The organism is Gammaproteobacteria bacterium (genome assembly GCA_015709635.1).
Classification (GTDB): Bacteria; Pseudomonadota; Gammaproteobacteria; order Burkholderiales; family Nitrosomonadaceae; genus Nitrosomonas.
On sequence record CP054180.1, the window covers coordinates 1446391 to 1460359 of the forward strand.

Sequence of the window (13969 nt, forward strand, 5' to 3'; positions counted from 1 at the left end):
TTAAGCTCCTGTCACATGAGGTTGCTTGATTAAAACAGGCGGTAAGGGCACATTAATGTTCTGATAATACGAAGTGGATGTTTCATACTCAGATACTTGTTTCTTTTCTGCTTGCCAAGGAACAAATCCGACCCCTCGTTCAAATACCGAGATTTCAGACGTATCGGGATCGATCGCACTCAATAAAATCCAACCGCCGCCGACAAGTTCCCGGATACTGGCTTGACGCTCATAGATCTGCCCGAGGATTTCGGTTTTTGCTTCGACCAGAACCTGTAATCGAAGCGGTTCATGAATCTCGATCATTTGCTTGGTCAAGCCGGTGCGCAGATCGCTGCTGGTGCCCTCCAGCACGCCGAACATGCCGGTGATGTTATGGGTTACTTTTGAACCGGAACCAAAATGATCGTTGTTTACTGTGGAAAAGTAGTATTCGAGATTGATACCAGCCCCGACCGGACCGACAGCCAGTAGCAAGTTTTCCAGCAGCTTGCCATCGGCATCCTGTGTCGGATCGTATGAAATGAGAAAAACCCGCCGGTCCAAGAATGTGCCTTGCGAAACGGAGCGCCGTCCGACGATGGCCGCAGCAATCGTGGCATGATTGAATTCCGGAAATGCTTGAGAAAAATCGTTTGCCCGTAAAATCACATGTTCTTTCCCGGCTTCGGGCGTACGCGGATTATTAGCCGAGACAAAACGCCGGCAACGTTCATGAGCCGAGGCTTTACTCGCTTTGATCAAATCACTCCTGAACGCTTCAAAAGCAGGTAGTGAACTTTGCGGAATATCCTCAAGATCATACCAATAATATTCGTCACTGCAGGTATCGTGCTCAGCGCCAATGAACCAGGTGTCATCGGGAATGTGGATGCCGCGATCCGCTAGTAATTTTCTGATCTCGGGACGATTGATCATGGCTGCAAACAACCGGGCATTCGGTCCGCCGCGTTTACCGCTGCAGGCACCGCAGTTATAACCAAATTCATGCGGATTGTTGAGATTGGTCGAGCCATGGCCGGTTAAACATACAATCGGCGCAAAACCATACGATAAGCCGGTCGTGCGCATGAAAACCGCTAATCTGTCCACTTGTTCCTGATCAGTAAAACCTACGCGGGGGTTGTCCGGTGTTGCGGGTGTATCCGAAGCAGGCGCTTTGAACATTAATTCGGTAGGTACTTTTTTCTCAATACTTTGCCGCAAGGAAGTGTTGAATGCTAAGAAAAACTTGGGTAAGAATACTCTACCTAATAAGCCGGCAAAAACGACCGGTGCCAGTGCATCAATAATCGCATGCGAGAAAATAAGACTGCGCCGCAACGATTGGTTCATCAAATAGGCGAGTTTTCTATAAAGACGATGCCCTTTGTGGTGTTCTTGCAGTACCGGTTCCGCGCCTTTTCTTGGTACTTCAGTGACATCATTGGCTGGCCTCACGACCACCGGGCATTGCATCTTAATTTCAAAGTCGTCAATCCCTTTGTAATTCATGGGCACGCCAAAAAATCCCGCGGCGCCGATCGTCTCGATTCTAGGATTAATTTCTTCCAATTGACGACGCAAGCTTTCTTCGCGATCATCCATGCAGGTAACGATTTGCGCCTGCGGCCGCTGCGCACGTTTGGCCCAGCGTCCCCGGTTGATATTGGCGCGCAGGATCTGAAAGAAATCTTCGCGATAGTGATATTCGTAAGCATAGAGCCAAATTCTGCTTCGTTCCGGTGCGGTGAATTCATCGAGGACATTGAGCAATTGCAGCAGATCGCTTTTTTGCATGCCATGAATATCCGCTGCGCTAAGTCCCAAGTGCTGACACAGACGGAAAAGCCGCCAACCGCTATTAAAAGCCGCATGCTCAAAATCTTTTTTCACCAAAGGGCTGAATTGCCAGGTCCATGTCAGATCCGCTAAAGATTGCCATTCCTCTCGCCTCTCACGCTCTGAGCCAGCGCGCATGATCAGGTCCTTGGCAAGATTGGTCAGATATTCCGGCAAGTCCCCGCCATAGAGCTGTTTTCTAACCATAAACTCGGATAGGTTTTTGCGGAAATAATATTCGATCGTTCCCAGCTTGGCTTCGATTTTCCAGGTATCTTTACAGGCCTGATTGAGCCATAATCTGTCCATCGTCAGGCGGATAGCCAGATAATCGGCCATATGCAGCGTCGCATCATTTTCCGTATGGTAGTCGGGATTATGCTGACGCCAGTTGATCATTCCCGACCAGCCCGGTAATTCAAGCGCCAAGTGCTGGATATAGCTTTCCCACTTGTCTTGCGGGATTTCCAAGTTGGTTAATTGCAGAATGATACAATCGACCGGATCTTCCGGTGTTTCATCGACAATGTTCTGCCAGTCGGGTAAATCGTGCAAGAAAGGATTCACGTCGAAATGCGCTGTCGAACGCCAAGCGGCATAAAGTCCCAGTTTATTGCGCCCGGGCAATTGCCAGGCTGCAACCCCTTCGTCCAGCACCGATGCGCAGATTCGTATGATTTGCGGCCTGATGGAATAAAGAATATCGATACCGCTCAATGCCAAGACAAAACTGCGTAATGTCATTTTGTCACCGACTCGTGCCAGCATTTCGGTGAGTTCGGTTTCAGCGTCCATTCTCATTTTCTGATGTACTGGGATGCCTTCGCCATCGGCCAGGTTCTTTTTGATTTTTTCCAGCCATTCTTTCGCTTGCTCCTCGGAGAGATCCAGCATGTTCTCCGGATGCAAATCGGTCATCTCAATATTTAATTTGTGAAGAATACTTTCCCACAGTTGCTTAATGACGATGCTTTGATCGGAAATACTGGAAAGTAATCGCGAACGGGCTTCTTTCGAAACATCCGGTTGAATCGCATGGAGGACATTCAATTCTTCGATCTGCCAGTTCAACTGACTGATCGACAATGGGGGCAATTCATGCAGCAGTGCGATTTGATAGATATCTCTGCGTTTGACCGTCAGATCGTTAGCATGAAAAACGATTTGCTCGGACTGCAAGTGTTTGGCATGCTCAAACGCAGCTGAAAGATCCGCATCGGTAATTCTGCCTTGCTGATATAAGTCCCGGTTCTTTGAATCCGGCAAATAACCATAAACACCCGTTAATTCTTCGTACGCTGCCACCCCTTCTTCAAACGGCAGGTGCTGAAAACCGTGAATGGTGTTGTGATGCACAAATTTATGCAACGGACGTTGTCCCGGAAGGATATGATCCAAGTGATCGATGGTTTCAAGAATATGGTGACGCAAATCATGAGATTCAGAAGTCATATCAGTTATCCTATTGAATACTTTGAATGATAGTGCCATTCATTTGATTCATAGTCGCCATTGAGAGATCGATCAACGGTGCTGGCCATAAACCAAACATAACGATTAATACAACCAGAAACCCGGCTGCGATGAGTTCGTATATTTTCAAGTCTTCGATATTACGCATCTGAGGTTTCACCGGACCGGTGAACAACATGCCGATGGTGCGCATGGCGTAGGCCGTTCCAATCATGATGCTCACTCCGAGCAGGATCATGAGATTGCCCCATTGCTGGAATCCGCCAACGATCGCATGCAGCTCTGCGATAAAACCAACAGTGCCCGGTAATCCCATGGCGGCAAACAAAGTGATTGTCATGAAGAGGGCAAAGCGCGGCATGACTCTGACCAAAGAGCTGTAATCCAGAATATTCCGGGTATGTGTGCGTTCGTACAACAAACCGACCAGCAAGAACATCGCGCCGGCCACTAAACCGTGTGCTGTCATTTGCAAGACCGCACCGATCAGGCCGGTTTTGTTCATCGTCGCAATATCCAAAAGGATAATGCCCATATGACTGACGGATGAGTAAGCAACCATGGCTTTCATATCGGTCTGCCGCCAGGCCAGAACACCGCCATAGATCATTCCGATCAATGCTAATGAAATTAATAGCGTCTGCAGCATTTGTGTGGCTTCCGGCAGCATGACAATGACACGTATCATGCCGTAGGCGCCCATTTTGAGAAGAATACCGGATAGCAATATACTGACCGGACTCGGTGCTTGCACATGCGCCAGCGGTAACCAACCATGTAATGGAAAAATCGGCATCTTGACACCGAAGCCAATCAAGAATCCGATCAAAACCCAAATTTGTTCGTCTCTTGGCATGCTCTGGGCAGCGATAGACATCGTAGACATTAAAGTACCGCCATGCACCGGCATATATTGACTGATAGCAATCAAGCTGATCAGCATGAAAATTGAGCCGCCCATGGTATAGAGCACGAAATTCAAACTGGCGACATGACGGCGTGTACCACCCCAGCGATCAATGAGTAGAAACAGCGGTGCCAAGGTCAATTCCCAAAAAATGTAGAATAATGACCAGTCTTGCGAAAGGAATACGCCCAGCATCCCTAATTCCAATAACAAGATACTGACATAATAGCTTTTGATGTTGTGTGCTATGTTGAAAGAGGCGAGCAGTGCAATCAGCGTTAGCAGGGCTGCCAATACCACCATAGGCAGCGATAATCCGTCAACCCCTAGTGCCAGAGCGGTATTGAGTTTAGGATTGAAAACAAAATACTCATAGAATTGTATTTGGCCATCCGACCGATCGTAATTAAGAACCAGCCAGAAACTTAAAAGAAACACTAAGATTGCGATCAGATTGGCAGTGAAACGGATTTGGTTGGTGTTTTTACTTGGAATTAAGGCGAGTATCAGAATACCTAATACTGGTGTTAGAAGTAATGTACTGAGTATCCCCATAGAATTTTTATCCTTTTTTTATAAGAATATGTTCTTATTGAAAATAATTTCTACATATTGAATATTTCAGTTCTAACTCTTTAAACAAGTCAATTTTCGATCAATAAGTAAAAAATTGTTTCCGCGTTATAGACTCTGATGCGCCATGATCAAAGATCACTTTAAAACCCTTCTGATTCAAGGGTAAGCTAACACAATGAATGTGAATAAAAAGTGAAATGGATGTGAATAAAAAGTGAAGGCTGTGAAGCATTAAAAATTCCTTCGGATCGCTTATTTAGCTTGCCACCGATAGAATTAATGCGGATTTAATAGATCTTAGGTCGAACAGGGTTTTTCTGTCTTTTTCTTTGATTCAAGAATGAATATCCGGGATTTTCTTCATAAAAAATGCAGACAAAAAAAGAAAAAGCGAAATGCTGCTGATGTTTTCTGTGCTTGTATTTTGATGATTGACGTCTTAGTCCGAAATTGATGAAGTAGTATTGATCGGATGTTTAGCTGTTATTTGAGTGACGAATAAACAAGTTATTGTGTATACAATTTAATTAATGAAAAACTTTTAGTCAGGAGTAAAAAAAATTGTGAATATTTTGTGATATTGGTGTAAAATTTATGTGAAGTTTGCCGATTCTAGGATTTTGAATCTTTCAGAATAATCAAACTTCAATAAATTCTTCTCAGAGGAGGCTTTATGAAATCAAGCCAATTTCTTTTAGTCGTTGCAATAAAGATCTGCTTTATATTATTTGGTGTTATTCCTTTAATCAGCATCTTGTTATTTGGTACCATGCCAACTTTATCGCAATTTGCCACGATTGTAAGTTGGATGGAATTGAATGTAGTTAATGGATCTGTTCTTTTAGGGATTGTTGTTTTTCTGAGCTATCTTGTGGTTGCAAAATTGTATGTAATATCCAAAAGTAAAGCTCGCTTTTCATCAGTAAAATTTACTGCTTAAATCCACTTCAAATCATAAAAGAAGGACTCAATGTCGATAGATATTGAGTTTTTTATTTATAATCAATGTTCTCTTCAATTAATATTTAGTTGCCTAACTTTTTAAATTCCGCTAACACTTCAATATGCGGTGTGTGTGGAAACAGATCAACAAGTTGAATGTCGTTGATCGACCAGCCGTTTTGGTGAAAAAAACAGGCATCGCGAGCGAATGTTTCCGGGTTACAGGAAATATAAAGAATCGTTCTCAAAGCAGCGAAACTGGAAAAAAATCCCGGGTGCTTTTTTAATCCGGCACGCGGAGGATCAAGCACCAGGGTTTCTGCATCGTGCACGTGTTTTTGTAATTTTCTCCAAACCAGCGCATTGAAGAGATCAGCGGTTTGCGCTGTCACTTTAGCAAGATTTCTGGCTTTCAATGTTTGAATCGCTTGATCGTCGGATTCGTAAGCGATCACTTCGGTGCAGTTCGATGCCGCGATGATTGATGTGAAATTTCCCGAACCGCAGAATAATTCCACCACTTTGCCCAACTGCGGATTGCGTGCCAATTTATCTGTCAACCATGCGCGCATCCGGTCATTTTGCTCCGGGTTGCCTTGTTTGAAGGGACGTTTCCGGTTCGTGTGGATTTCGCCGGGTTTCATGTCATCATCCAGTTCAATAAATGGCCGGTTATCGTCATGAGCTTGCCATGCCGTGTTGGGTAATTGCTGCAAAGCGGCTTTTAACAGCTTGCGGCAGGCGTCATTGAGCACGATACAATCGCCAATGGGTGCGATCTGATAAGTATTCTCCGATACGAAGCCAAGCTGCTTGCCGTCTGTTTTCAGCTGGCAGCGATTGCGATAACCATAGAGTTGCGGAGAAGGGTGAACAGGGCCAATGTCGAGTCGATTCGTGTCAAATCCGGCCCTTTGCAAGGCATACACAAAGCGCTTTCGTTTTTGTTCAAGCTGGCTTGAATAATTGGCGATCATCCACGGACAACCGGTGCAGGCTTGTTCTGCCAAACTAACATCAGCATGAGGGCAGGGCAGTGTTTGCCGTTGCGCCGAGGGTTGTATCAAGCGAGTCAGTTTTGCAAAGGCGAATTTTTTGTTGTTGAGGGGCTTGTCGATGATTTCGAATTCTCCCACGTCGCCAGGCCAAGTGCCGTAAACAAAATAAGACATGTTATTCTGCGTGTTTTTGACAACCCCCAAACCTTTTTGCGATAAATGCGTGATAGTGCCGGTAAAATTCATCATCAATGATTTTGAGTAACAAAGGAAAACCTGATGGTTACGCTGTATAACCCGTATGAAAATATTAAAAAAGACCCTGGAACCCTGAAAAAAGAATTGATGCTGTTGCCATATCAGGCGAGGCGGTACGCCGAAGTTCCATTGCTTTCCGAAAACGCCTGCCGGTTAAAGTTTATCAGAAGTGAGAAGATGAAAACCGCAGGTTATGGCGAACCGATCGCTTTGTTCTTATCTGATACAGGGATCGATCAATAATGACTGAAAACACTTCATCGGTGGAAGAACTGCTCACTACACAACGGCCGCCATCCTTGTGGCAAGCATCAATTTGCTTTGCCGGGGTTTTTTTATTGATTTCGCTGGGTATGTTTGTATTCGCGGTCAGTATTCACGCCGTTATCTTTCTGACATTAATCTGGGTTTGTCTGCAAGCGCACTGGTTAGGATATTCTTTTGACGACATCCGGCGCATGATGGATGATGGGATTATTAAGGCGCTGCCGGCGATTTATATTTTTCTGCTGATCGGCATGGTCATTGCCAGTTTCATGCAAAGCGGCACGATTGCTAGCTTGCTGTATTACGGCTTGGATTGGCTGAGTCCGAGCGCATTTTTAGCGGCTGGATTGTTGCTGTGCAGTTTCATGTCGGTTGCTACCGGTACCTCCTGGGGTACAGTAGGCACGATCGGCGTCGTGTTGATCGGCATCGGCGATGCCATGGGCATTCCATTGCCGCTAGTGGCCGGGATGATCATTTCCGGCGCCACTTTCGGCGATAAATTATCGCCGATTTCCGACACCACCAATCTGGCGGCGATGAGCGCCGGAACAAGCCTGTACCGGCATATCGGCTCCATGTTGTATACCACCATTCCTACGTTACTGATTGTTTTTTTAATTTTTATCGGCTGGGGGATGTATTACGGCAACAATACGTTACCGCGAGCGCATATCGATGAAATCCGCTCAGCCTTGGCGGGTGCTTATCAATTAAATCTGTGGATAACGTTGTTGCCGCTGCTGCTGATGTTCGGTTTAAGCATTAAACGCTATGCCGCAGAAGTCAGCATGACGTGCAGTATCGTCCTGGCCATGTTGATTGCCGTTTTATATCAAGAAAAGAACGGTCTTGATGTGGTCAACACGCTGTGGTTGAATTCACCCGGCACTACAGGAATTGCCAATATCGATGATTTGCTGGGACGTGGCGGGCTATACAGCATGGCATGGACGCTGTTGCTATCGATTATGGCGCTGGCACTCGGCGGCATCATGCATCATGCCGGATTTTTGCAAGTGCTGCTGGCACATGTCATCGCGCGAATCCAGCGCGTCAGCACGTTAATCGCCACTACCATTTTTTCCGGATTAATCGGCAATATCGCCATGGGTGAGGCATATATCTCAATCATTCTCAATTGCCAGCTTTTCAAAGGCGCATATCAGGAAAGACAAATCGATAGGGCAGTGCTGTCGCGCTCGGTGGAAGAAGGTTCCACTTTAACTACGGGACTTATTCCGTGGACAACGGCAGGTACTTTTTATGTTGCAACCTTGGGTATCCCAACCTTGGATTACGCCCCCTATGCTTTGCTGAATTTGTTGAATCCTTTAGTTTCCATCGTCATGGCCGTACTTGGAATCGGATTGTTGCGCAAAAAAGCAACCTGAACTAACAAAGGAGTTCAATGAAAATGAAATCGAATCACCGCAGCAATTGGAAGGAGATGCTGACGATCCTAATCGCCTTGGCTGGAGGATTTTTATTGTCATTCCTGGGCTTCGGATTGCTGTGGAGTGGTATTTCTTGGCCTATTCAGTTGATTATGATTTTGCCATTTTTCCTTTTGTCATACGGCTTATTTCGCTGGAGCAACAACGCAATCCTATCCTGCGCTTTCGTCTTCATCGGTGCCGCGCCGCTTGGCTTGTTGATCACGCGGTTTCGTGACACCAACGATTCGCACTTGTTACCGATTCTGATCGTTTGTGGCTGGGCCTTAGGCGTATTGGTCGGCTTCTATTTTGCGAAACTATCGCAGAAATCGTCAGCCGACTGACAATATCCTATTTTTCCTGACTTCCTCCAGGCAAAATCTTGCCTGCAAAATCAGCTGTTTTTTTGCACTTCTGCTGAGATCAATCAAATATTCGTGACATTCCCGGGATAGGCCTCCTAGTGATACTAGTCAAGAATGACTAACAACCTATTATTAAATAAGGATTAGTTTCCTATAGATCAAAATTTACCCGCCAGCTACCATGTCATCGTTGTGAATTCACTATCGGAAACGACGTGAATTTTCTGTTTGATTAACGATTTCAGGAGGTAAAAATGAATATGCGATATATCCAGCACACCGTGATTGCGGCAATGTTACTAATGAGTGGTGCCACTGCGCACGCGGCTCTTTCATTTGTGGTTACCGATACAGCAACGCGGACTGAAGCATTCAATATCGCCGGCTTTCCAATGTTGTCGATCGGTTCGGCAGTAAGCCTCGGACATTTGGATTACACAGGACCAGGATCGCAAACAGTAACCTATACTTATCTTGGCCAAGAATCCGGATTTATTGATAAATTCTATAACATGCTGAGTGGAGAAAAATTACTCGAGTCCAATCCTGTTGGGACATCCATCAGTTCGGTGGTGAGCACGGTCGGACCACTAAGCTTTAAGTTTGAAGGCGATACGAGCAAGTTTGCAGTCAACGGCGGGCATTGGGATGAAGGCACGTCGATCGGATTGATTGGAACCAATATGTTAATCGGCTCCACGACTTATGCGTATGTGCTCGGATACAACGATAGCGCAGGAGCGAAACATCTCGGCGATTGGGATGATTTTGTTATCGGTGTAAGCGCGGTTCCGGAACCAGAAGCCTACGCCATGTTACTCGTAGGTCTTGGTTTGATTGGCTTGTCGATCGGCAAGCAAAAGCAGAAATAGAATCTTTACTGGCATTGTTTTGATCCAGCAGGTAGAGAAATTAGAGATTCCAGTAAAATATAAGGTACTGTGACTTAAACACGCAGTTAAGTTTGAATTGCGCGATTACGGCACTTACAAAATTAATAATCGATAGAAAAAAGTAATGGAATCCGGTGCGAAAAACTAAATTTAAAGAACAGCACCAATTGAGCATTCACACACAATACTGGGTTGATACTAAATTGAAACTACCTGACGATATTCAATGGTTAAGAGCGCATCAGGAACGGCAGGAGGATGTTGATTCCGCTTCTTCCGATCGGCGAATACATGATCGGCGAAGACAGCGTGACCGGCGCGACTCACTCATTTTACGTGGTCATGCACGCTACGAGCGGCGCCGGAATGATCGGCGCGAGCCAGTAAATCTTCATGAGCGATTGCTTTACCTTCGTGCGGGAACAGCGAGCACACGATTAACGCCAGTGTCTATATTTTCACTGCCTACTCGCGACTCGCTCCGCATAGGCGTTGTGTCGGAACAAACAGATTTAAGCGACATACTGTACGGTTATTCGAACAGATTGCCGCATATCCACATCGATCTGTTCAGTGATAAAGAAATTTCCGGCGTCGGCAATAAATTGGAAGACACCCGCCTGGATGTCATATTGATCGATATGAGATTGCCACTTGATCGTGTCATCGAACAGTTGCGCATCGTTAGAAAATGGATACCATCGATTAAAATCATTCTGCTATACGAGCAGAATTTACCGGATCTCATTAACGAAATTATTGAATACCGCATCTCCGGTTTTTTGCAGATCGGCATTGATTACAGGGTATTTGAGAAAGCACTGCATGTTGTTGTTTGTAGGGGAGAACTGTGGTTTCCGCATCGTTTAATTTGCAAAATATTTGACACATTGTCCAGCTGGCAGAATCCTTCTTGTGCTTTTCCGCAAAGAGACATCGTGCTTACCAAGAGTGAGCAGGAAATTATAAAGCTGGTGACCAAAGGACTGACTAACAAACAGATTGCGCAGCAGCTTACAGTAAGCCCGGAAACAGTCAAAAAACACTTAAAGTCCGTCTTCATCAAAACCGGGGTTCGTAATCGCAGCCAATTGGTATTTGGCTATTTTTCGGGAATAAGTGATTTTAAATAGCATAGTCTTTGATTTTGCTAATTATGGTACCCGTTTAGGGAATAGGAATTTTGTTAATGATATAGGATCATTGAAACGTGAGGGAAATGCTCCTGAGGATAATAATACTAATAAATCAGGAGCATTGTTATAGTTTTAATAATTGCTCTTGCTGGCATCGTAACTACCTGTAGCAAATGTTTGTTGTATTTTTATCTTTTGATGTTTTTGGAAGATAGAGAAGGCGGAGACACAAACAGAGAAAGAAGTGTTTGAAGTTCAAATAAGTAAAAATAAGCTAGCTAAACAAAAATTCAAACTTTATTATCTAGATTGATATCAGTAAAAAGGAGTTTAAGGTGAAGAAAAAAATAACGATTATAACAGCCGCGCTACTGAGTATCGGTACAGCCCCTGCATTCGCGAATATTGGTGACAGTGTAACTTATACATTTGATTTACCCGCGACATCCTCTTTCAGCTCAGGCTATCCTGTTGTTGCAGAGCTTAAAGTAACAGAAACAGCAAGTGGGGTTGTTACATTTGAATTAACACCGAACTGGGCATCACCTGGTTTTTCTCACAATGATTCCACAGTGAATAGACTCGATTTTGTCTACCAAGGACCGGCACTCACGGCTGCCAATTTTTCACAGCCGACAATCCATGGTGCTGATATTGAAAAATTCACATATAACAGTGGATCAAACATGGACAGCAGTTACAAGTCAGATGACCAGCATATCGTAATAGATTGGTTCGCTCATAATAAATCGAACCGGTTCGACGATACCCCCTATACTAATTCTATTTGGAAAATATCAGGAGCAGGTGTTGACATTACGGACTTTACCGGAACACAGGCCACTACGACATCCGGAAAACCAGAACCTATTTTTGGCATTATTTCAGTGGATCCGTATTCATTGACTGATCCACATCCAACACCTTCCAACTGGGTTTCAGCGGTTCCTGAACCGGAAACTTATGCGATGCTACTGATTGGGCTGAGTCTGATTGGTTTTACATTGCGTTATCAAAAGAATCAAGCATAACCAATAAAGATAAGAAATCAGTTTCTTCTTTATTGCGTAAGCGTAGAGAAGAAACACCTGAGAGAGATTTAATCATTCCGAATAAATCTCTCTTTTTTATTTCTCAACAACTGCAATCCGATGTTTTTTCCGGTATGCAGCTTAAAAGTTACTTGGTCGCCCCTGCAAAATTCACACAGTCATGCCGACAAACGAACGTTTTGTGTAAAAGGTGTTGATCAGTTGCAGCAGCGCAAGTCGCAATAAAGAATTCTTGATGCCCAAACGGTGTATAGCTCTCATCAGCCAGCGCAGATTGTAGCCAGCCGCACATAACACAGCGTGCAGTGCATCACCCAACTGACCTGGTAACCAGCAGCGATCCATTCGGTGATCCGACTTCAGATGCCCGATTGCAGGTTCCACGGCCTGCCGGCGCTTGAGCCAGCGCCGCTGCGGTTTCGTCAGCGACTTGTACTTGCCGCGATGGATGATTTCCACTGCCGGATTGTCAGCATCCACTCCCCGGAACCCGAGATCGGCAATAACCTGCTTCGGTATTGATCCGGTATCTTCGAGTAGCCTGTGCGTTTGTTCGAGCTGTTGGTGGAGAATATGACCATCGTAGGGATTGCCAGGAAAGGTTCTGGCACCGACTATCAGGCCGCTTTTGTGCGTAACAGCAATGCCGGCTTTAACTCCGAACTCGTAAGGTTTGCGTGCTTTGCCCTTGCCGATGCATTCGGCTTCCGGTGCGTGCAATGCATAGAGTTTGTTGTTGTCCTTGGGTTGCTGCTTATGAATCCGTCCTGCCCGTTCCAATAGCGTGGTCAATTGCTGCAGCGATGCGGCACAGACCGTCGTCACGGTTGCCAGTTTGCGCTGGATCTCCCGCAGCACGATACCAAGGATCGTGCGTTGGCGTTTAACGGTTTTGTGCAGACGCCGCAATTGCCTGGCGTGGGCATAGCCGCCTGCCCTTCGGCGCAGCGCCTTGCCTTCTTTGGCGTAGGTTTGCTTCAAGGTGATGCCAGCCCGTCTGGCTGCTTGCACAATCTTGCCGCGAGCAATTTCCAGTAACCGGCTATCCACCGGATGCGCAATTGCCTTTTCCTGAATTGTCGTGTCAACAATCACTCGTTTGAATTCAGCCGGTTTGACCGCCTTGGTGTGCACCGCAGTGTCAATCGTTGCCTTCAGCAGCTTCTCAACACCAGCTTCACCAATGGCGGTGCGGAAACGGCCAATCTGGGTGGCATCACACGGCAACTTCGATGTGTAATATTCCTCGCCGCTGAAATACTGCCACACCACATTCTCCGACCAGCGAACCACCAGCTCTTCGTCACTGAGGTTGAACGCATGCTTCAGATACAGCAACGATGCCATCAACCGGATCGGCAAGCGGGGGCGACCCGCAGTGCTCACGCCCCCACTGGCAATCGCCAATGTTGTGCCAAAAAGATCGTTGATCTCCAACACTTCACCCTGACGGTTTTTACGCTCAAAAGCAGGGACAAGTGCTGCTTCAATATCAGCCCACGGCAGTCGATTCGACAGCACTGCCAGGGGATGACGCAGATCAATTATCTGATCGAGACGCGCTCGGAAAAAATCATCGGTCGGCATTTCAGTTCCTCTTGATTCTCTCAGTGTTTTGATGCGAATAGTATAAATTCTCAGGGATCAATGCCGTCTAAAATTTGATGATTCCTGCAGTTCATGCAGGCTCTAAGTGTTTTGCAGGGATGACTACTTGAAGTTAATAAGCCAAGGTATTTGCTGTGAAGCGCTATCGCCCAATAGGAAAGCGCAAAATGCTCATTTATCACTCATAAATTGCGTTTTTTCGCCTGATTCCGCCTTACTTGGCCATCGCTCGTT

The 13969-nt window shown here is 45.7% G+C and carries 10 protein-coding genes and 1 pseudogene; 7 read left to right on the forward strand and 4 right to left on the reverse strand.

Translation table 11 applies throughout. From position 1 onward, the window contains the following. Both HRU78_06605 and HRU78_06610 read right to left on the reverse strand, forming a co-directional pair. The gene (locus tag HRU78_06605) at nt 1-3273 is read right to left on the reverse strand and encodes a DUF2309 domain-containing protein (GenBank protein ID QOJ23366.1); all 3273 of its coding nucleotides are present in this window, start codon (nt 3271-3273) and stop codon (nt 1-3) included. A 10-nt stretch (nt 3274-3283) separates the two neighbouring features. Continuing rightward, nucleotides 3284-4756 (reverse strand): NADH-quinone oxidoreductase subunit M, encoded by a 1473-nt coding sequence (locus HRU78_06610; GenBank protein ID QOJ23367.1) that lies wholly within the window; start codon nt 4754-4756, stop codon nt 3284-3286. Nucleotides 4757-5450: 694 nt separating this feature from the next. Here HRU78_06610 and HRU78_06615 point away from each other — a divergent pair. Beyond that, complete coding sequence (locus HRU78_06615) at nt 5451-5717, forward strand: hypothetical protein (protein ID QOJ23368.1); 267 nt, start codon at nt 5451-5453, stop codon at nt 5715-5717. An 85-nt stretch (nt 5718-5802) separates the two neighbouring features. Here the strand turns inward: HRU78_06615 and HRU78_06620 are convergent, their stop codons facing one another. Continuing rightward, nucleotides 5803-6963, reverse strand: coding sequence for a class I SAM-dependent RNA methyltransferase (locus HRU78_06620; protein ID QOJ24950.1), 1161 nt, complete (start codon nt 6961-6963; stop codon nt 5803-5805). Nucleotides 6964-6996: 33 nt separating this feature from the next. Here HRU78_06620 and HRU78_06625 point away from each other — a divergent pair, with 33 nt between their 5' ends. From HRU78_06625 to HRU78_06650, 6 genes and pseudogenes are all read left to right on the forward strand, one after another. After that, a complete protein-coding gene (locus tag HRU78_06625; protein QOJ23369.1) occupies nt 6997-7218 on the forward strand; it encodes a hypothetical protein in 222 nt (73 codons plus the stop codon). Continuing rightward, on the forward strand, nt 7218-8636 hold the full coding sequence (nhaC, locus tag HRU78_06630) for a Na+/H+ antiporter NhaC (GenBank protein ID QOJ23370.1): 1419 nt from the start codon (nt 7218-7220) through the stop codon (nt 8634-8636). Before HRU78_06625 ends, nhaC begins: the two co-directional genes overlap by 1 nt. A 17-nt stretch (nt 8637-8653) precedes the next feature. Continuing rightward, on the forward strand, nt 8654-9025 hold the full coding sequence (locus HRU78_06635; GenBank protein ID QOJ23371.1) for a lysophosphatidic acid receptor: 372 nt from the start codon (nt 8654-8656) through the stop codon (nt 9023-9025). A gap of 275 nt (nt 9026-9300) precedes the next feature. After that, entirely contained in the window at nt 9301-9918 is a 618-nt protein-coding gene (locus HRU78_06640; protein QOJ23372.1) for a PEP-CTERM sorting domain-containing protein, read from the forward strand. 653 nt (nt 9919-10571) lie between these two features. After that, nucleotides 10572-11072 carry a response regulator transcription factor gene (locus tag HRU78_06645; GenBank protein ID QOJ23373.1) on the forward strand — a complete coding sequence of 167 codons (501 nt, stop codon included), beginning with the start codon at nt 10572-10574 and terminating at the stop codon, nt 11070-11072. Between the two features lie 938 nt (nt 11073-12010). Then, nucleotides 12011-12106: pseudogene (locus tag HRU78_06650) on the forward strand (PEP-CTERM sorting domain-containing protein). A 171-nt stretch (nt 12107-12277) separates the two neighbouring features. Here the strand turns inward: HRU78_06650 and HRU78_06655 are convergent. Beyond that, entirely contained in the window at nt 12278-13714 is a 1437-nt protein-coding gene (locus HRU78_06655) for an IS5 family transposase (GenBank protein ID QOJ23374.1), read from the reverse strand. Between the last annotated feature and the right edge of the window lie 255 nt (nt 13715-13969).

Excerpts from the sequence above, each read along its gene's own strand:
- HRU78_06605 (QOJ23366.1), bottom strand. The coding sequence starts at position 3,273 with ATGACTTCTGAATCTCATGATTTGCGTCACCATATTCTTGAAACCATC.
- HRU78_06610 (QOJ23367.1), bottom strand. The coding sequence starts at position 4,756 with ATGGGGATACTCAGTACATTACTTCTAACACCAGTATTAGGTATTCTG.
- HRU78_06615 (QOJ23368.1), top strand. The coding sequence starts at position 5,451 with ATGAAATCAAGCCAATTTCTTTTAGTCGTTGCAATAAAGATCTGCTTT.
- HRU78_06620 (QOJ24950.1), bottom strand. The coding sequence starts at position 6,963 with ATGAATTTTACCGGCACTATCACGCATTTATCGCAAAAAGGTTTGGGG.
- HRU78_06625 (QOJ23369.1), top strand. The coding sequence starts at position 6,997 with ATGGTTACGCTGTATAACCCGTATGAAAATATTAAAAAAGACCCTGGA.
- nhaC (QOJ23370.1), top strand. The coding sequence starts at position 7,218 with ATGACTGAAAACACTTCATCGGTGGAAGAACTGCTCACTACACAACGG.
- HRU78_06635 (QOJ23371.1), top strand. The coding sequence starts at position 8,654 with ATGAAAATGAAATCGAATCACCGCAGCAATTGGAAGGAGATGCTGACG.
- HRU78_06640 (QOJ23372.1), top strand. The coding sequence starts at position 9,301 with ATGAATATGCGATATATCCAGCACACCGTGATTGCGGCAATGTTACTA.
- HRU78_06655 (QOJ23374.1), bottom strand. The coding sequence starts at position 13,714 with ATGCCGACCGATGATTTTTTCCGAGCGCGTCTCGATCAGATAATTGAT.